Raw genomic sequence first — 17,678 nt, 5'->3', positions numbered from 1 at the left:
AACCATGGCATTGTCCCGCGACGAAGTGCTTGCCGGCCTGGCCGAGCTCATCAACGACGAGACCGGCATCGCGACCGACACGGTCGAGGCGGACAAGTCGTTCACCGACGACCTCGACATCGACTCCATCTCGATGATGACGATCGTCGTCAACGCCGAGGAGAAGTTCGACGTGAAGATCCCCGACGAGGAGGTCAAGAACCTCAAGACCGTCGGCGACGCCGTCGACTTCATCGTCAACGCCCAGGCCTAGTGACGAACGGACGGGTCGGCGCGAGCCGACCCGTCCGGCGTCCCGCCCCCACGGAGTGATTTCGTATGACCAAGAAGATCGTGATCACCGGCATCGGTGCGACCACGCCCATCGGCGGCACCGCCCGTGACAGCTGGAAGGCCCTGCTCGCCGGCGAGTCCGGCGCGCGCACCATCGAGCAGGACTGGGTGGCGAAGTACGAGCTGCCCGTGACCTTCGCCGCCACCGCCAGGGTTCCCGCGGCCGACGTGCTCGAGCGGCACGAGGTCAAGCGCCTCGACCCGTCGAGCCAGTTCGCGCTGATCGCCGGCCGCGAGGCCTGGGCCGACGCCGGAGCCCCCGAGGTCGCGCCGGAACGCCTGGCCATCGACTGGGCGACCGGCATCGGCGGCGTGTGGACCCTGCTCGACGCGTGGGACACCCTGCGCGAGCGCGGTTCCCGCCGCGTGCTGCCGATGACCGTGCCGATGCTCATGCCCAACGGACCGGGCGCCGCGGTCGGCATGGACCTGCACGCCCGTGCCGGCATCCGCACGGTCGTGTCGGCCTGCGCGTCGAGCACGGAGTCCCTCGTGAACGCATGGGAGCACCTGCAGGACGGCGTCGCCGACGTCGTGATCGCCGGCGGCTCCGAGTCGGCCATCCACCCCATCACCATTGCGTCGTTCAACTCGATGCAGGCGCTCTCGCGTCGCAACGACGAGCCGGCGATCGCGTCGCGTCCGTACGATGTCGGCCGCGACGGCTTCGTGATGGGCGAGGGCGGCGCCGCGCTCGTGCTCGAGACCGAGGAGCACGCGAAGGCGCGCGGCGCGCGCATCTACGCCGAGCTGCTCGGCGGGGCGATCACCAGCGACGCGTACCACATCACCGCGCCCGACCCCGAAGGGTCGGCGGCGGCCCGCGCGATGAAGGCGGCCATCGAGGGCGCCGGCGCGAGCCTGGGCGACGTCGTGCACGTCAACGCGCATGCGACGAGCACACCCGTCGGCGACATCGCGGAGTACAACGCGCTGCGCCGGATCTTCGGCGACCACCTCGACGACATCGCGGTCACCGCGACGAAGGCCTCCACCGGGCACCTGCTCGGCGGCGCCGGGGCCATCGAGGCGATCTTCACGGTGCTCGCGCTCCACGAGCGCACCGCACCGCCGACGATCAACCTCACCGAGCAGGACCCGGAGATCCCGCTCGACGTGGTGACCTCGCCGCGCGCGCTCGGCGACGGCGAGCTGGTCGCCATCAGCAACTCCTTCGGCTTCGGCGGCCACAACGCCGTTGCGGCGTTCCGCACGGTCTGACCTGCGAGCGGATGCCGCGGCATCCGTCACCCCGAGCTGCATCGGGCCCCGGTCGCCTTTCGGCGCCGGGGCCCGCTGCATCGCCGCATCGGTTACGGTCGTGCGCCGCCGGGACTTCGTCGACCGACGAACGCGTCGCGCCACCTGGCGGCGGGTCTCACCCCACCCGGTGCAGCCACACCACGGGTGCGAAGTCGCTGGCGTGCCGGAACGGCTCGAGCTCGTCGTCCCACGCCTGGCCCAGCGCGAGGCGCAGCTCGCGATGCAGCTCCCCCGCGTCGAACGCGGCGACCTCCATCGCGTAGCGGATGCGGTCCTCGGGCACGACCACGTTGCCGGCCGAGTCGGTCTGCGCATAGAACACGCCGAGTTCGGGCGTGTGCATCCATCGGGCGCCGTCGCCGCCCACGCCCGGGTCCTCGCTCACCTCGAAGCGGAGCTGCTCCCAACCGCGCAGCGCGGAGGCGATACGCGCACCGGTACCCGGCTCCCCCGTCCACGAGAACTCGGCGCGCATGGTGCCGGGCAGCACGGGCTGCTCGGCCCAGTCGAAGTTCACGGCCGTGCCGATCGCACGGCCCGCCGCCCATTCGACATGCGGGCAGAGCGCCCGCTGCGACGAATGCACGAACAGCATCCCTCGCGCGGCGCGTACGGCCCGCGTGACCTGCTCCGCCATCTCCTGCTCCGTTTCTCGTGAGGTGCGTCTTCCCCTACGACCTCGGAAACGTGCGGGCTCGGCGTGAGCGCAGTGTTCGATTGGCGACGACGAGTCGTCAGGTCGAGTATGCCCGCCTTTCCCCGGTTCGACAAGGGTCGAGCACTAAACTGCTCACCGGGTGAGTGATTGCCCGAGGGCGAAGGAGACCTGGTGGCCGTACGCGATGCACTGCTGGTGCTGCTCCTCGACGGACCCGCGTACGGCTTCCAGCTGCACGGCGGACTCGCCGAGCGCACCGGCGGCCGGCGCGAGATCAACGCGGGCCAGACGTACGCGACGCTCGACCGCCTCGCCGCGCAGGGGCTGATCGAGCCCGCGGGCACGACCGATGACGGGCTGCCGCTGCATCGGGTCACGGCGGCGGGCCGGGCCGCGGCGACCGGATGGCTCGCGGGCGCCGATGCCGCTGGCGCCGATCCCTGGCACGAGACCGTCGATCGCGTGCTCCTGGCCCTGTCGCTTCCCGCGGTCGACGCCGGCCCGGTGCTCGCGGGCGAGCGGGAACGCTGGTCGTCGCGCCGCGACGATGCCGAGCGGTCCGAGGCCGGCCGCTCGCCTTCGACCAGGGGCGGCTCCGGATCCACCGGCCTCGCCGCGCTCGCCGACGGCGCCGATCTCGCCAGGGCCGAGGCGGCGATCGCGTGGCTCGACCTGGTCGGCCGGGCGGATGCCGCCGCGCTCGAGTTCGCAGCGAGCGCGGAACGCCCTCGCCGCGGTCGGCGCCCCTCGCGCGGGGCGCCGTCGCCTCACCCCGTCGACGCGTAACTCGGTGTCGCCTCGAGGTCGAGCGGGAACTCCACGGGCGCCGACCCGAACAGCATCCGACCCGCCTCGTCGGCCGCGGCGCGTACGGCGGCGGCGACGTCGTCGGCGAGTTCGGCGGGCGTGTGCACGATCAACTCGTCATGCAGGAAGTACACGAGGTGCGGCATCCGCTCGAATGCCGGGCCCGAGGCCGTGGCGGGGGGCGCCGTCGCTCGCTCGCCGAGCGCCGCGAGGCGATTGCGCACGCCGGCGAGCCAGCACAGCGCCCACTCGGCGGCCGTGCCCTGCACCACGAAGTTGCGGGTGAAGCGACCCCAGTCGCGCGCCGCCGACCGGGCGCGCCGCTCGTCGGCCTCGGTGGCGTCGGGCTGGGTCGCGTGCGCCTGCAGCTCGTGCCAGCGCGCCGGCGGAACCGGTGACGAGCGCCCGAGCAACGTGGTGACCGTGCGGCCCGCCTCCCCGTCGCGCGCCGCGCGGTCGACGAGCGCCATCGCTCGCGGGTACGCGCGTGCGAGCCGGGGAACCAGGCGGCCGCTGTCGCCGGTCGTCGCGCCGTACATCGCGCCGAGCAGGGCCACCTTCGCCTCGTCGCGGCTCGCGACCACGCCTGCGTCGACGATCGCCCGGTACATGTCGCGGCCCCGCCCGGCCGCCGCCATGGCGTGGTCGCCCGCGAGCGCAGCGAGCACGCGTGGCTCGAGCTGCGACGCGTCGGCGACGACGAGCATCCACCCCTCGTCGGCTGCGACCGCGCCGCGGACCGCCTTCGGCAGCTGCAGCGCTCCCCCGCCCGCCGTCGCCCAACGCCCCGTGGCGGTGCCGCCCGCGACGTAGTCGGCGCGGAACCGGCCGTCGACGATCCATTCGTCGAGCCAGCTCCACCCGTTCGCCGAGAGCAGCCGTGCCAGGCGCTTGTACGCGATGAGCGGCGCGATCGCGGGGTGGTCGTGCTCGCGGAGCTCCCACCGCGCGGTCGAGTCGACCGCGATCCCTGCGCCGCGCAGCGCGCGCAGCAGGTCGGCCTGCGAGTCGAGGTTGAGCCTCGGGGCGTCGAGTGCCGTGCGGACGACGTCGGCGAGCTCCTCCATGCGGACCGGCTTCCGCCCCGGCGACGGGCGCGGGCCGAGCGCGTCGCGGAGGACCTGCTCGTGGACGTGCCGGTCCCACGGGAGTCCGGCAGCGCGAAGCTCGGCCGCCACGAGCGCGCCGGCCGATTCGGCCGCGAGCAGGAGCCGGAGCGACGACGGCCGCTCGGACGCGCCGACGAGCGCGAGCTGCCGGTCGTGCTCGGCGACGAGGTCGGTGGGCGCCGGCTGTGCTCGCACCCCTGCATCGGAATCAGGGTCGGTATCGGCGTCGAGGTCGAACAACGCCGGACCCCGGTCGACGGATGCCGCGGCGGGGATCGCGCCGAGCGCGCTCGCCTCCGCCGGCCCGGGCGGCAGCCATGCCGGCCGGGCCGGATCGCGCCGCAGCTCCTCGGATACGAGCGAGGACGACGCCAGGATGGCGCCGCAGAGTCGGAGATCGTGGCACCGCGCGACCCGCACGCCCTTCTCCAGCAGCCCGGGCGCCCATTCCGCGGTGTCGCGCCATACCCATCGCGGGCGCAGCGACGACTCGAGGCGGGCGACCTCGGCGGGCAGCGCGTCGCGTTCGACCTCGAGGAGGAGGGTGCCGTCGGGGTCGACGAGTTCCACGCGCCCGGCGCGCGTGGACGCGACCGCGATCCGCATGTCGTCGATTCTCCCCCCGGCCGGCGACATCCCGCGTGGGCCGGCCGGCCGCGTCCTGCCGGTGTCGGCGGCACCGGTCATGATGTCGGCATGAACGACGGGCGTGCGACATGGTCGCGGTGAGGTTCGGGTGCGGCCACGGAGCGGCGCCGGAGGATCCCGGCGCGGTGGGCATCCGCCGCCCGTGTCCGCTGTGCATGCTGCTCGACGAGACGCAGCGCACCCGGCGCGAGCTCCTCGATCGTGTGGCACCCCCGCAGCGTGCGGCGCTCGCGGCCGAGACCCGCGTCGGCGCCGAGTACGACTGGCTCTGCCGCCGCGGTCACGACCGGTATCGCTCCACCGTGATCGACGTGCTCACCGGGCCCGGCTGCGACAAGTGCCGAGCGAACGCGGCATCCCCCGGCGCAGCCCGTGAAGCGGGGATGCCGTTCATGAAGCCCGGACTGCGCGTCGGCACCTCGATGACCGAGCAGCGGCTGCGAGTGCTCCTCGGCGAACGGGTGCGGCTGCACCACCGCGCGAACGCGGTCCGCACCGCGCGCATGTTCTACGGTCGGCAGGAGGTCTGGCCCGACATCCTCGTCGCCGAACTGCGCATCGCCATCGAGTACGACGATCCCGGCCGATCCGGCCGCGCCCATCGCGGCCTGAAGGAGGGCTCCGACGTCGAGAAGGATGCCGCCCTGCGCGAAGTCGGCTGGGAGGTCATCCGGATCCGCGGAGGCGGGCTGGAACCCCTCGGTCCGTACAGCGTCGCCTGCCGAAGCGTGACCGCTGAAGTCGTCGATGAGGTCGTTCGCCTGATGGCCGTCATCCGCGGCGCCGCCGCGGTCGATCGCATCCGCATCGTCGGAGCCGCGGCGTCGTGAGCACGCCTCGTCGCGGGGCCGATGCGGTTTCCGGACCGATTCCTCCGCGTGGGCGGTTCGTCCTCTGGTGAGCGGGGCCACCGCCCCACTATGGTGAGTCCGTCCCCGTCGACCCGGGCGGGGACTTCCGCATGCAGAGAGGCCGCTCGGTGCTCCTTCCGTTCCTGATCGTCGGGGGCCTCGGCCTCGTCCTGCTCGTGGTCTCGCTCGTCATCGGCGACGTGCTCGACCACTTCGAGATCGGCGACGGCATGATCTCGGGCACGGCGCTCGCCGTGGGCCTCACGGTCTTCGGCGCCTCGGGCGCCCTCACCGTGAGCGCCGGACTCGACCTCGTCTGGGCATACGTGCTCGCGGGCGTACTGGCGCTCGCGGCCTATGCGGCATCCGTCGCGTTCGTCCGTTCGCTCGCGCGGAGCTCCGACGGGGTGCCCGCGTCGGCCGTCGGCCTCACCGGCGTCGCCACCGCCTCGATCTCCGGGGCGGGCGGCGAGGTCAGCCTGGACGGCCCGGGCGAGCTCGAGCGCCGGCTGGCGTACGCCGACGTGCCCATCGCCGAGGGCTCGCGCGTGAAGGTCGTCGAGCACGCCGGCGGTCGCGTCAAGGTCGTGCCCGAGCACTCCTGAGGCCTCCGCCGCCGCCATCCCCAGCAGCAGACCCGAACCGGAAGGATCCAATGCTCTCCCCCGCACTCATCCAGATCGTCGCGATCGTCGCGATCGCCGTCGCCTTCCTCGGGCTGCTCGGCTTCATCGCCGGGCGCATCCGCCGTGTCCCGCCGAACGAGGCGCTCATCATCGTCGGCCGCGGCGCGGGCCGCGCGCCCGCCGAGATCGGCACGGGCCAGCGCGTCGTGATCGGCGGTCGGACGTTCGTCTGGCCGGTCCTCCAACAGGGCTTCTCGATCTCCCTCGAGCAGCGCCAGATCGGCATCACGGTCGAGGGCGTCGACAAGCACCGCATCAAGATCGCGATCAAGGCGTCCATCAACTTCAAGGTCAGCGGCACCGAGGAGGGCGTGCGCCGCGCCGCGCAGCGGTTCCTCTCCCAGCAGGACCTGCTGACCGAGATCATCAAGGAATCGCTGGAGGGCTCGCTGCGCTCGATCGTCGGTGACATGACCATCGAGCAGATCATCTCCGACCGCAAGTCGCTCTCCGACCGGGTCGTCGCCGAGACCAAGGCCGACCTCGCCGAGCAGGGTCTGCAGGTCGACCTGCTGAACATCAGCGACATCTCCACCCCGGGCAGCGACTACCTGGCCAACCTGGGCCGGGCCGAAGCCGCACGCGCCCGCCAGGTCGCCGAGGTCAGTGAGGCGGAGGCCGCCCGGGTCAGCGAGTTCGCCCGCATCGAGGCGGCCGAACAGGTCGCCGAGCGCCAGAAGGCGCTGAGCCTCAAGCAGGCCGTCATCAAGGCCGAGACCGACAAGGCGAATGCGGAGGCCGAGGCGGCCGGCCTGCTCGCCAAGGCTGAGCAGGACAAGCTCGTCGCCGTGCAGGAACGCGACGCGCTCTCGGAGCAGGCGCTGGTCACCCAGGAGCGTCTCGACATCGAGATCCGCAAGCCCGCCGAGGCACAGGCGTACGCCGAGGTACAGAGGGCGAACGCGCAGCGCGACGCCGCGAACGCCGCGACCGAGGCCGACGCATACAAGCGCACGAAGATCGCCGAGGCGAACAAGGTCGCCGCCGTGCAGGATGCCGAGGCCGCCGCGACGAGCGTCCGGTTCGCGGGCGAGGCCGAGCGCGACCGCCAGGTCGCGCTCGCGGCCGGCATCCGCGCGGAGGGCGAGGCGCGCGCCGCCGCCATCCAGGCCGAGGGCGTGGCCGACGCCGCGGCGACCGACGCCAAGGCCGAGGCGCTGAAGAAGTACGGCGAGGCGGCGCTCGCGCAGGAGATCATCTCGCGCCTGCCCGAGATCGTGCGGGCCGCTGCCGAGCCGATCGCCAGCATCGACACCCTGACGGTCGTCTCGACCGACGGGGCGAGCGCCATGACGAAGACCGTCGGGCAGGTGCTCGGCGAGGGCACCGAAGTCGTCAAGTCGCTCACCGGCCTCGACGTCGGCTCGATCCTCGCCGGGCTCGCCGGCGGCCGGATCGTCGCCGCGCACGACGCGGCAGCGGTGCCGCGGAAGGCCGACTGACCGTTCGACGCACGGCGCCCGGGCCCGCGATCGCGCGGCCCGGGCGCCGCCTCGTCATCAGGGGCCGCCGGGTGTGAACCGTGCACTGCGGTTCAGTCGCTCAGGGCGTGCTGCCCAGCCACGTCCGCACGTCCATCGCGTCCGGGAGGATCTCGAAGGTCACGCGCGTGTCCAGCTCGACGGGGTGGACCCGCAGCCATCGCCACATGTCGAGCACGTCGTCCCCCACGAACCTCCGGAACAGGAAGAGCGGCATGGGGAAGCGCGGCGGGTTCCTGCGTTTCACGTCTCGATAGATCGCGCCGCACTCCGCCAGCGACCTGACGTCGGCGGCCAGCCGCAGGTCCGTCCCGATGAAGCGGTCCGGATCGGCGAAGGCCTTGGCGGCGATGGCCCCGAAGTCGCGCACGCTGAGCCACGGGATCCGGCACTCGAGGCCGGCGAGGTTCGGCATCGTGTACCAAGTGGAGCTCTGCGGGTAGAACGACGGGTCGACCATCAGTTCCATGAACGCCATCGGACGGAGGACGGTCAGCGGCAGCCCCAGCTCCCGCATCCGGCGGGCGACCTCGACCTTGGCGTCCCACTGCTGGATGCCGGTTTCGGTATCGCCCGGCCCGGCCGAGCCGTAGACCACATGTCGGACTCCCGCTCGCTGCGCCGCGCCGGCGGCGTTCACGCCCTGGCGGATCTCTCGCTCCATCGAGCCGGGCCGCGGCGGCTGCATCGTGAACACCCCATGCGCTCCGGTGAAGGCCGCGTCGAGTGACGCCGGATCCTCGAGATCGGCCTCGACGACCTCGGCTCCGCGTTCCGCGAGCACCGCGGCGCGCTTTCCGCCGGAGTTGCGAGTCATCGCCCGCACGTGCCATCCGTCGGCCAGCAGGTGTCGGACGACCTGACCGCCCTGACGGCCCGTGGCTCCGACGACGGCGATCGTCTGATCCGTACTCGCGCTCATGCCGCTCGCCACCTCTCCACCGCATCAGTAGGTGCCGGCACCGCCTGGGCTGATTGTATGACGGTCTCGCCCTTCCGTGGTCGGCACTGAGTCGGGCTATCCCAAGGGGGCGCCCAGGCACGCGCATCCCGTGTCTCCGGTGCGTGCGACGATCGGCAGGACGGACATCGGCGGAAGCTGGAGGCGGGATGCGGGGCGAGGCGACCGTGCTGCACGCCGATCTCGACGCGTTCTACGCCTCGGTCGAGCAGCGTGACGCGCCCGAGCTCCGCGGCCGGCCGGTCATCGTCGGCGGTGGTGTCGTACTTGCAGCCAGCTACGAGGCGAAGGCGCGTGGGGTGCGCACCGCGATGGGCGGACGGCAGGCGCGCGACCTGTGCCCCGATGCCGTCGTCGTCTCGCCACGGATGGAGGCGTACTCGGAGGCGAGTCGAGCGGTGTTCGCGATCTTCCGCGACACGACGCCGTTCGTGGAGGGGCTCTCCATCGACGAGGCGTTCCTCGAGGTCGGGGGTCTCCGACGCATCGCGGGCACGCCTGAGCAGATCGCGGTGCGGCTGCGTGAGCGGGTTCGCGCGGAGGTCGGGCTTCCGATCTCGGTCGGGATCGCGCGGACCAAGTTCCTCGCCAAGGTCGCCAGCGCGGTCAGCAAGCCCGACGGGCTGCTGGTCGTCGAGCCCGATCGGGAGGAGGCGTTCCTGCTCCCGCTGCCGGTGGAACGGTTGTGGGGCGTCGGCGCGGTCACCGCCGAGAAGCTGCATCGGCTCGGCATCCGAACGGTCGGGCAACTGGCCGAGCTCGAAGCCGCGACCGCCGAGCGGCTGCTCGGCAAGGCGACCGGCGCGCACCTGCACGCGCTGGCGCGACTCCGGGATCCGCGCCCGGTCGACACCACCCGTCGTCGGGGTTCCATCGGTTCCCAGCGCGCACTCGAGAGCCGCCCGCGCGCAGCCGACGAGCTGGACCTCATCCTCACGCAGATCGTCGACCGGCTCGCTCGCCGCCTCCGCGACGGGGACCGGATGTGCCGCACGGTCGTGCTGCGGCTTCGCTACGGCAACTTCGCGAAGGCCACGCGCTCGCGCACGCTTCGCGCCCCGTCCGACCGCACCGCCGTGCTGCTCGCTGTCGCGCGCGGGCTCCTCGCCTCCGCTCAGCCCGAGATCGCTGAACGCGGCATCACCCTCATCGGGGTGTCGCTGTCGCAGCTGGCACGCGCCGACAACGTCCAGCCGGAGCTGCCGATCGATTGGGAGGAGGGCGTGCTGCTCGACACCGTACTCGATGCGGTGCGCGACCGCTTCGGCGCGGCATCGGTCGCGCGAGCCGCCCAGCTCGGTCGTGACCCCGGATGGTCGCCGCCGCAACTGCCCGAGCACGAATGAACGCGATGAAGGATGCGCGTCGTCATCGCGGCCCCTCCACTCGGAGTGGCGCCACTCAGTAGGCTCCGGAGGAAAGCCTGCCTCGGGAAGGAGCCTCCCCTCATGCAGACGTACACGCAGGTGTTGCGGGCGTACATGGAGGCCTTGGGCCGCAGCGATTACGCCACCATCGCGGCACTCTTCGCTCCCGACGGGATGGTGCGATCTCCGTTCCTCGGCGAGCTGGCCGCCGAGTCGTTCTTCGCACGGCTATCGCAGGCGTCTCAGACGAACGTCATAACGCCGATCGACATCTTCCTCAGCGAGAGCGGCAGCGCGTGGGCCGTGGCTTACTTCCGGTACGACTGGACGGTCAGAGACGGAACGCTCATCACGTTCAACGTCATGGACCTCTTCGGGTTCGCCCAGGGCACCGACCAGGTGACCTCCCTCGACATCATCTACGACACGCACCCGATCCGCGCTGCTCACGGGAACAAGTACGAGTCGCCGGTGTGAACGCCGTAGGGAACTCCGTAGGGCGGACGGGACTTGAACCCGTGACCGATGGATCACTCGGCCGGAAGCGTCGTTTCGGCATGAGCCGGGCTACCTCGAATAATCTCGACATGATCACGAGTTCCTTGCCTCAGACATCGGTGACAGTTCTTCTTCAGGACATAGGTGACAGCTGATGTCTCGGAACATCGGTGCAGGTGGGAGGGTCTTCGGTCATCGACCGCGTGGCTCCTGCACGGATAAGTCGACGCTGACCTTCGCCGACTGGCTGGCTGGCCAGTCGGCGAAGATCAGGTAGGCGGGGGCGCCGTCAAGGCGCCCGCGCCGACAGAGGCCGGCCCTTTCGTCCGTCGTCTTCGACTAGGCACGGCTCACATGATCTAACGGTCAATCCCAGCTGTCCTTGGGCGGGGTGGCGCTGGACCGAGCGTCGTACATTGCCTGCGATTGCCACCAGTGCCACATCTGAACGGTTCCGATCGGAAGCACGACGCTGACATAACTCCGTCGGAGGGTCGCCGCACCGGACTCGTACCGGACATCGATCTCCAACTTGGCAGGCAGACCGGCCTTGAAACAGAAGTCGGCGATCTCATCCAGCGCGTTCCAGAGCTTCGTACTGATATACGCCTGGTCAAACGCATACGCGATCCTTGGAACGACCGGCGGTCCCCAGGCGACTCGCGCGTCTTCGATCGTGCGCACGTCGTTCTTGAAGGCCTGCAGACCCGCATCGCCGAAGTAACTGCCGACCTTCGCCGCGTCACGCGTACTCGGAACAGCCGTCTGCCATGAGGCGACGGTGGCGAACGTGTTGAGCATTCGATCACCTCTCTCTGTTCGATGCGCCATCAGCTCACTGCGTCGCAGTCGACGTAGCGCACACGAGTCATCCAGTTGAAGCCCCGGTCGGTGACGGCCTGGAATCCCACGCGGATGTGATTCGTGTTGACTCCTCCCGAGAAGTTCGCCACGGTGCCTCGCTGGTCGGCAGGCCAGCCCGACCACACACTCACCGAGACGATGCGGGCGCCAGGGCGATTCCATTCGACATGACCGGTGACCTGGCCGAAGGTCCAGTCCTTCGCGCAAGGGAGGTCGACCGTTTGAACGTCGACGCCGGTCGGGACTGTCGTCGCGTCGCCGTTGGTTCCGATACCCGCAGAACCGCCACCGGGGACGATGCTGTGGTATCCGCCGTCGTTCGAGGCCGTGACTCGCACCCGTTCGAAGAATGCCACGATCGGACCGATCTGCGACGTGAGCGCGTCGGCCTTCGTCTGCAGGCCGTCGAGAAGATCCGGGTGCTGCTCGAACTGCGCGCGGGAATTGTGCGTGGCGCTGATGAGGTCGTCGACCTGGCTCTGGTACTTGGCCGCGAACGCCTTCGGAAGCGCGTCGAGGAGTCGCGTGGTGTCGGCGAGCGACTCATCGAGGTGGCTCAACTTCGTGAAGAAGTCGGGCGAGACATCCAGGTCGCGACTGATGCTGGAGTCGATCGCGTTGTAGTGAGTCATCTCGACAACGAGGTACCCCTCGTCAGCGTTGAGCTTGAACCACTCCAGCGCAGTGAGGACTCCAGCAGGCGTCAGGTTCCCGGCATCAGCCCCGGTCTGTGCCGGCGGCTTGCCACGCGTCGGCGACATCGTGATGGAGACTTCGATCGAGATGCTGCTCTTCTGCGCCTGCTGAACGAAGGAGGCAGACGCATTCGCGGTGAACATTTCGGGTGCGCTTGCGCCCACGGCTGCATGGAAGCTGTTGAGCGACTCCTCGCTTGTGGCCCGAAGCACGTAGACCGCGGTAAACACCGATTGCTGCCGGGCGCCACTGATGAAGTAGTCGCCGAAGTTCTTCCTGAAGCGCGCCGGGTCATTGATCTGCGCTTGTGCCGCAGCGCTCAGCGCAGGCTGCTCCAGTCGGTCGAAGTCGACGTTTCGCGAGATATAGGTGGCGATTAGCGTCGAGGAGACACTCGAATACCGGACCTTATCAAGGTAATCGGCGCTTCCCGTGACCGTAACCCCCTCGATGTCGCCCGAGCCGGAGAGCGACGCCCCGACCTCACGATTGAAGTCATCCTGCGTCCTGACGAACCTCATCTTGGTCGTCGAGTCCTGCACCTCGCTTCGCTTCAGCGTCGATGCGACCAACGCCGACCCGACCTGCTTCCCCGTGATGAGGTCGAATCCGCGGCCAAGCACATAGGTGCTGTCCCACGGCCGATACAGGTATGCATCACACGTGTAGACGGCCGAACCGGCACCGGCGTTCGTTGTTTGAATTGTCGACATGGACCGCTCCCCTCAGAAGTCCGGGTCGCTCCACAGTCTGTTCGAGCGCGTGAGGGCTGTCGAGAGCTGGCCCCGAACTGGGGGTTGAGCGGGCGAGTGCGCCCGTCCTGTCGCGCCCCGGGTCTGGTGGAGGCTCCTGAGATCCGGGGCGCAACTTTGATCACGGCGAGCACGGCCTGATACTGCTGGTCTGACACGCGTCACTCCCGCATACTCGGGAGTGACACCATCAACCGAAACAGGTACAACCCATCAAGCGGGACACCGACAGCAATCACCGGAATGCCGAACGGCACCATTCAGGCGAAGTCATACATTTCGAGGTAGGGCTGTAAGTCTTCGGCTTGATGCCTGACAGTCGAGCGTCGGGTGATGGTTGACACTCTCGTGGTCAGACTAGGCCCCTCGCGGGGCGGTGGTGAATGCCTGCTTCACCCGGATCTCCTTCCCTGGAGTGGAGCGGGCGGCGGTCTTGAGCAGCTCGGCGCCGTCCCAGATCTGCGGCAGCTCGTCGGTCACGTGGATGTCGACGCGGGCACCGGCGCGATGCTTGCCGACACTGATCTGCTGCCATGCCACGCAGACCACGCCGACCGCGGACACCGTCCTGGTGATCCAGTCGTTCCCGCTCCGATCCCGCTCCAGCGCCGACGCATCCACACTCACCGGCACCTCGGACGCCAGCGAGGCAGCGAACCGGGCCGCGGGCGTCTGCATCGCGATCGCCTGATGCGGGCGATCAGTGTTGTACTCGGCGACCCACCCGTCCAGTTCGGCCTGCGCCTGCCCGAACGAGTCGAACACCCGCCCGGTCAGGAACTCGGACCGTAACGACCGGTGGAACCGCTCGATCTTCCCCGTCGTGGTCGGCGACCTCGGCGCGGTCAAGAGGTGATCAATACCGTTCTCCCGACAGATCCGCTCGAACAGCATCTCCACCGGCGGATGGTTGAACCGGCCCGTGAACACCTTCCCGTTATCGGTGAGGATCTGCACCGGCAGCCCGTACCGGCGCAGCGCGCCGACCAGACCGTCGCACACGGTCCGGGACACCTCGCGGCGCATCAGATGCGCGCACACCACCAGCCGGGAGTGATCATCGATCCCGGTCAGACATTTCAGGTGCGTGCCGTCGCGCAGGGCGAAGCCGCCCACCACATCCATCTGCCACAACTCCATCGCCGCGGCCCGTTCCCACCGCTTCCAGGTGTCCTTGCGACGGCGCCGCGCACCGGGCTCGATCATCCCCGCCCGACGCAGCGCCCGATACACCCCGGACTCTGACGGCAGCGCAACCACGCCACGCCGCCCTAACTCGTGGACGTCGCCGCGGACCCCAGCCGCGGTGCGCCCGCCGCAACTCCAACACCAGCGCCTCGATATCCGCCGGCATCTGCACCGGAGACGAACGCGGCCGATGCGAATGATCCTCCAGGCCGGCCACACCCTCGGCCTCGTACTTCGCCAGCCAGGCATGCACGCTCTGCCGCGACACACCGAACCCGCCGGCGACCTCGACCACCGAAGCGCCCTCGGCGATCACCGCGAGAACGGCCTGATACCGCTGCTCAGCCACAGCCAACTCCCTCAACATGGAGAGAGTGTCAACCATCACCCGACACAACCGTCAAGGATCAGCCGAAACACCGTCAAGCATCATCCGACGATCAAACGTCAAGGATCAGCCGACTCAATACAGGCTGTTCGTAGGGCGGACGGGACTTGAACCCGTGACCGATGGATTATGAGTCCACTGCTCTGACCGGCTGAGCTACCGCCCCGTGCGCCGGATCACTCTGGGAGTGCGGCCGGCGCGATGTCGGTGACCGGGTCGGTCACCGGCTTCCCACGATACAGATTCTCGAACGTCGTGATGGTGCGCTGGATGTCGTGCGCGGCGATGAGGCGCACCGACCCCTCCTTCAGGGCGCGGTAGTCCTCGGGTGCGGCCTCGAGTACTCGGCGCAGCTTGGCCGCGAGGTCCTCCGGGCTTCCGGGCTCGAACAGGTACCCGTTCTCGCCGTCGTGCACGAGGTGCGGCAGCGCCATCGCGTTGGCCGCCACGACCGGCAGCGCCGAAGCCATGGCTTCCATGGTCACGATGCTCTGCAGTTCGGCGATGGAGGGCATAGCGAGCACCGAGGCGCGGTGGTACGCCTCGCGCAGCTCCCCATCAGTGACGTAGCCCGTGAACGTCACCCGGTCGGCGATGCCGAGCTCGGCCGCGAGGTGCTCGAGGTTGCGTTTCTGGTCGCCGCCGCCGACGATCTCGACCTTCACGTCGAGCTCGGACGGCAGCATCGTGACCGCACGTAGGAGCACGTCGATGTGCTTCTCGCCGGTGACGCGTCCGACGAAGATGATCCGGTTCTCGGTTCGGGGCGCCCAGTTCGGCGAGTACTTGTGGGCGTCGATGCCGCACGAGATCGCGTGCACGCCGCGCAGGCCGGTGGCCCGTTCGAGGAAGTCGGCCGCGCGCCGCGTCGGCGTGGTGACGGACTCGGCGCGGACGAAGCTGCGGCGTGCGGCCTTCCAGGCAAGCCCGACGGCCCACTCCTGCCACGCCTTGGGGATGAGCGAGAACTCGAGCATGTTCTCGGGCATCATGTGATTCGTTCCGACGAGCCGGATGCCGCGCTTCTGCGCTTCGACCGAGAGACCGCGGCCCACGACGAAGTGGGATTGGAAGTGCACGACGTCGGGCCGGACCTGGTCGAGCACGCGAGCGGCGTTCTGCTTGATGCGCCACGGCAGGGCGAAGCGGAGCCAGTCGTGCGGGTACCAGCGCCAACTGTAGATCCGATGCGCAGTCATCTCCTGCCCCTCGTGGACCTCCTTCCACGTGCCGTGCTTGCGGCTCGCGGCGGGCGCCATGATGTGCACGTCGTGACCCCGCTCGACCAGGCCGGCCGCCAGGCGCTCGGCGAATCGAGCCGCGCCGTTGACGTCGGGCGCGAACGTGTCGGCGCCGATCAGGATGCGGAGCGGAAGCTCCGTGTCGTCGTCGGCGGAGACGCGCGGTGAGTCGGACACGTGGCGTGGTACCTCGCTGTTCGTGGAACGGGTGTCAGGCCCTCGCCGGGATGTGGCGAGGCCGGGTGCGGCGGGTTTCTCCGAACATAGTCTACGAGAGCGCCATCCGTATGGCCTGTGGATGGCGCGCCGCCCCGCTCGCACGCGCAGGGCGACGATGCTCAGAGACGGGTCTGGGGATGGTTCTTCGCGAGCAGGAACACGCCCCACACCGCGACCGCGCCGGACACGGCGAAGACGATGTTGGCCCACAGCGGTGCCTGCGAGGCCTCGCCGAGCACGATGATGCCGATGAGCACCGCCACCATCGGGTCGACGACCGTGAGCCCGGCGATCACGAGGTCGGGCGGTCCGCTCGCGTACGCGTTCTGCACGAAGTACGCACCGAGCGCCGTGGCGAGGATCAGCGCGAGCACGCACGTGAACGTGAGCCACTCGAACTCGCCCTGCTGCAGCCGGCCGAGCACCACCTTGGCGAGCGTCGCCACGAAGCCGTACAGGACGCCGGCCATGATGACGTAGAACAGGGCGCGGATCCGCCGCCGGAACAGCGCGAAGGTCACGGCCGCGATCGCGAGCACCACGGCGAGCACGATCAGGATGATCACGAGCTGGCGCGCCGTCACGGGCCGGTCGACCGCGGTGAACGCGGCGACGCCCACGAACAGGAACACGCCGCCCACGCACATGACGATCGCGATGACCGACTTGCGCTTCAGCTCCACGTGGTTGATGCGCGAATTGAGGATCGACGTGATCACGAGCGCGAGCGCGCCGAGCGGTTGCACCACGATGATCGGGGCGAAGTAGAGGCTCGCCAGCTGGAACACGATGGCGAGCCCGAGCATGAGGGTGCCGAGCACCCACGATGGGCGCGCGAGCAGCAGGGCGAGCTGGCGCCCGTTCAACCCCTTGCCGAGCGTGTCGACCGTCTGCGCCTCGACCTTGACGACGCCGCGGTGCTGGAACTGCGCGCCGAGCGAGAGGAACACCGCGCCGATCAGCGCGAGCGGGATGCCGATGAACTGAGTGGGATCGAGCGGGATCAGCTCGGTCAGCTCACTGAGGTCGTCCGGATCCACGCCCTCGACCATACCCGCTCCCCCGTCGATATCCTTGGCGAATGGCCGTGCTCCCGATCCGAATCACGGGCGACCCCGTGCTCCATTCCCCGGCCGCGCCGGTCGACCGCATCGACGACGAACTCCGCGCGCTGGTGGGCGACCTGTTCGAGACGATGGATGCCGCGCCCGGCGTCGGGCTCGCGGCGCCGCAGGTCGGCGTGCCCCTCCGGGTGTTCACCTACGGATGGACCGATGAGGAGGAGCAAGCGTGGCGCGGCGTCGCGATCAATCCCGAGCTGTGGATCTCACCGCCGATCCCCGGGATGCCCGACGACGATGACGAGTCTGAGGGGTGCCTGTCGTTTCCCGGCGAGCGGTTCGCGCTACGCCGCGCCGAGCGGGCGATCCTGCGCGCGACCGACCTCGATGGCGAGCCGTACGAGATCGTCGCCGACGGATGGCTCGCCCGCATCTTCCAGCACGAGTACGACCACCTCGACGGCATCCTCTACATGGACCGGCTCGACGACCACGACCAGCGCATCGTGCAGAAGATCGCGAAGAAGCGCGGCTGGGGCCGGCCCGGCTCGAGCTGGACGCCCGGGGTCGAACGCCTCGAGGGCTGACTCCGCGGCATCCGTCGCAC

16 protein-coding genes, 1 tRNA gene and 1 pseudogene are annotated in these 17,678 nt (G+C 69.8%); 9 read left to right on the top strand and 9 right to left on the bottom strand.

The window, feature by feature from the left end:
* Positions 1 to 4: 4 nt before the first annotated feature.
* Together ACZ4TW_RS10865 and ACZ4TW_RS10860 are read left to right on the top strand one after the other, a co-directional pair.
* Positions 5 to 253, top strand: a complete 249-nt coding sequence (locus tag ACZ4TW_RS10865) for an acyl carrier protein (protein WP_092670197.1) — start codon at positions 5 to 7, stop codon at positions 251 to 253.
* A 65-nt stretch (positions 254 to 318) separates the two neighbouring features.
* Positions 319 to 1,554 carry a beta-ketoacyl-[acyl-carrier-protein] synthase family protein gene (locus ACZ4TW_RS10860; protein ID WP_465542731.1) on the top strand — a complete coding sequence of 412 codons (1,236 nt, stop codon included), beginning with the start codon at positions 319 to 321 and terminating at the stop codon, positions 1,552 to 1,554.
* A 157-nt stretch (positions 1,555 to 1,711) separates the two neighbouring features.
* Here the strand turns inward: ACZ4TW_RS10860 and ACZ4TW_RS10855 are convergent, their stop codons facing one another.
* Complete coding sequence (locus tag ACZ4TW_RS10855) at positions 1,712 to 2,233, bottom strand: DUF3145 domain-containing protein (protein ID WP_465542730.1); 522 nt, start codon at positions 2,231 to 2,233, stop codon at positions 1,712 to 1,714.
* A gap of 192 nt (positions 2,234 to 2,425) precedes the next feature.
* Here ACZ4TW_RS10855 and ACZ4TW_RS10850 point away from each other — a divergent pair, with 192 nt between their 5' ends.
* Positions 2,426 to 3,040 carry a PadR family transcriptional regulator gene (locus ACZ4TW_RS10850; protein WP_465542729.1) on the top strand — a complete coding sequence of 205 codons (615 nt, stop codon included), beginning with the start codon at positions 2,426 to 2,428 and terminating at the stop codon, positions 3,038 to 3,040.
* Here the strand turns inward: ACZ4TW_RS10850 and ACZ4TW_RS10845 are convergent.
* Positions 3,022 to 4,776 (bottom strand): bifunctional 3'-5' exonuclease/DNA polymerase, encoded by a 1,755-nt coding sequence (locus ACZ4TW_RS10845; RefSeq protein ID WP_465542728.1) that lies wholly within the window; start codon positions 4,774 to 4,776, stop codon positions 3,022 to 3,024. The two genes, ACZ4TW_RS10850 and ACZ4TW_RS10845, sit on opposite strands and share 19 nt — an antisense overlap.
* A gap of 167 nt (positions 4,777 to 4,943) precedes the next feature.
* Here ACZ4TW_RS10845 and ACZ4TW_RS10840 point away from each other — a divergent pair, with 167 nt between their 5' ends.
* The 3 genes from ACZ4TW_RS10840 to ACZ4TW_RS10830 all read left to right on the top strand — a co-directional run bounded on the left by ACZ4TW_RS10840 (position 4,944) and on the right by ACZ4TW_RS10830 (position 7,797).
* Positions 4,944 to 5,648, top strand: a complete 705-nt coding sequence (locus ACZ4TW_RS10840; RefSeq protein WP_465542727.1) for a hypothetical protein — start codon at positions 4,944 to 4,946, stop codon at positions 5,646 to 5,648.
* Between the two features lie 131 nt (positions 5,649 to 5,779).
* A complete protein-coding gene (locus ACZ4TW_RS10835; RefSeq protein WP_465542726.1) occupies positions 5,780 to 6,274 on the top strand; it encodes an NfeD family protein in 495 nt (164 codons plus the stop codon).
* Between the two features lie 50 nt (positions 6,275 to 6,324).
* A complete protein-coding gene (locus tag ACZ4TW_RS10830; RefSeq protein WP_465542725.1) occupies positions 6,325 to 7,797 on the top strand; it encodes an SPFH domain-containing protein in 1,473 nt (490 codons plus the stop codon).
* Positions 7,798 to 7,897: 100 nt separating this feature from the next.
* Here ACZ4TW_RS10830 and ACZ4TW_RS10825 read toward each other — a convergent pair whose 3' ends face one another.
* Positions 7,898 to 8,758, bottom strand: a complete 861-nt coding sequence (locus ACZ4TW_RS10825) for an NmrA/HSCARG family protein (protein ID WP_465542724.1) — start codon at positions 8,756 to 8,758, stop codon at positions 7,898 to 7,900.
* A gap of 188 nt (positions 8,759 to 8,946) precedes the next feature.
* Between ACZ4TW_RS10825 and dinB the strand changes: the two genes are divergently transcribed.
* The gene (gene dinB, locus ACZ4TW_RS10820; protein WP_465542723.1) at positions 8,947 to 10,143 is read left to right on the top strand and encodes a DNA polymerase IV; all 1,197 of its coding nucleotides are present in this window, start codon (positions 8,947 to 8,949) and stop codon (positions 10,141 to 10,143) included.
* 102 nt (positions 10,144 to 10,245) lie between these two features.
* Entirely contained in the window at positions 10,246 to 10,641 is a 396-nt protein-coding gene (locus ACZ4TW_RS10815) for a nuclear transport factor 2 family protein (protein WP_465542722.1), read from the top strand.
* Positions 10,642 to 11,028: 387 nt separating this feature from the next.
* Here ACZ4TW_RS10815 and ACZ4TW_RS10810 read toward each other — a convergent pair whose 3' ends face one another.
* The 6 genes and pseudogenes from ACZ4TW_RS10810 to ACZ4TW_RS10785 all read right to left on the bottom strand — a co-directional run bounded on the left by ACZ4TW_RS10810 (position 11,029) and on the right by ACZ4TW_RS10785 (position 17,050).
* On the bottom strand, positions 11,029 to 11,463 hold the full coding sequence (locus ACZ4TW_RS10810) for a hypothetical protein (RefSeq protein ID WP_465542721.1): 435 nt from the start codon (positions 11,461 to 11,463) through the stop codon (positions 11,029 to 11,031).
* A 29-nt stretch (positions 11,464 to 11,492) separates the two neighbouring features.
* Complete coding sequence (locus ACZ4TW_RS10805; RefSeq protein ID WP_465542720.1) at positions 11,493 to 12,935, bottom strand: hypothetical protein; 1,443 nt, start codon at positions 12,933 to 12,935, stop codon at positions 11,493 to 11,495.
* 396 nt (positions 12,936 to 13,331) lie between these two features.
* Positions 13,332 to 14,526 (bottom strand): annotated as a pseudogene (locus ACZ4TW_RS10800) (IS481 family transposase).
* A gap of 116 nt (positions 14,527 to 14,642) precedes the next feature.
* Positions 14,643 to 14,716: transfer RNA gene (locus ACZ4TW_RS10795), tRNA-Ile, on the bottom strand.
* Between the two features lie 10 nt (positions 14,717 to 14,726).
* Positions 14,727 to 15,968, bottom strand: a complete 1,242-nt coding sequence (locus ACZ4TW_RS10790; RefSeq protein ID WP_465542719.1) for a glycosyltransferase — start codon at positions 15,966 to 15,968, stop codon at positions 14,727 to 14,729.
* Between the two features lie 161 nt (positions 15,969 to 16,129).
* Positions 16,130 to 17,050: a DMT family transporter gene (locus ACZ4TW_RS10785; protein WP_465542718.1), complete on the bottom strand. Its 921-nt coding sequence runs from the start codon at positions 17,048 to 17,050 to the stop codon at positions 16,130 to 16,132.
* A gap of 41 nt (positions 17,051 to 17,091) precedes the next feature.
* Here ACZ4TW_RS10785 and def point away from each other — a divergent pair, with 41 nt between their 5' ends.
* A complete protein-coding gene (def, locus tag ACZ4TW_RS10780) occupies positions 17,092 to 17,658 on the top strand; it encodes a peptide deformylase (protein ID WP_465542717.1) in 567 nt (188 codons plus the stop codon).
* Positions 17,659 to 17,678 lie beyond the last annotated feature (20 nt).

Source organism: Agromyces sp. NPDC029043 (assembly GCF_055564615.1).
This window is presented reverse-complemented; position numbering and strand designations above follow the sequence as displayed.

Bases quoted from the DNA above. Each gene is read 5' to 3' on its own strand.
- ACZ4TW_RS10865 (WP_092670197.1), top strand. From the start codon at position 5: ATGGCATTGTCCCGCGACGAAGTGCTTGCCGGCCTGGCCGAGCTCATC.
- ACZ4TW_RS10860 (WP_465542731.1), top strand. From the start codon at position 319: ATGACCAAGAAGATCGTGATCACCGGCATCGGTGCGACCACGCCCATC.
- ACZ4TW_RS10855 (WP_465542730.1), bottom strand. From the start codon at position 2,233: ATGGCGGAGCAGGTCACGCGGGCCGTACGCGCCGCGCGAGGGATGCTG.
- ACZ4TW_RS10845 (WP_465542728.1), bottom strand. From the start codon at position 4,776: ATGCGGATCGCGGTCGCGTCCACGCGCGCCGGGCGCGTGGAACTCGTC.
- ACZ4TW_RS10835 (WP_465542726.1), top strand. From the start codon at position 5,780: ATGCAGAGAGGCCGCTCGGTGCTCCTTCCGTTCCTGATCGTCGGGGGC.
- ACZ4TW_RS10830 (WP_465542725.1), top strand. From the start codon at position 6,325: ATGCTCTCCCCCGCACTCATCCAGATCGTCGCGATCGTCGCGATCGCC.
- ACZ4TW_RS10825 (WP_465542724.1), bottom strand. From the start codon at position 8,758: ATGAGCGCGAGTACGGATCAGACGATCGCCGTCGTCGGAGCCACGGGC.
- dinB (WP_465542723.1), top strand. From the start codon at position 8,947: ATGCGGGGCGAGGCGACCGTGCTGCACGCCGATCTCGACGCGTTCTAC.
- ACZ4TW_RS10815 (WP_465542722.1), top strand. From the start codon at position 10,246: ATGCAGACGTACACGCAGGTGTTGCGGGCGTACATGGAGGCCTTGGGC.
- ACZ4TW_RS10810 (WP_465542721.1), bottom strand. From the start codon at position 11,463: ATGCTCAACACGTTCGCCACCGTCGCCTCATGGCAGACGGCTGTTCCG.
- ACZ4TW_RS10805 (WP_465542720.1), bottom strand. From the start codon at position 12,935: ATGTCGACAATTCAAACAACGAACGCCGGTGCCGGTTCGGCCGTCTAC.
- def (WP_465542717.1), top strand. From the start codon at position 17,092: ATGGCCGTGCTCCCGATCCGAATCACGGGCGACCCCGTGCTCCATTCC.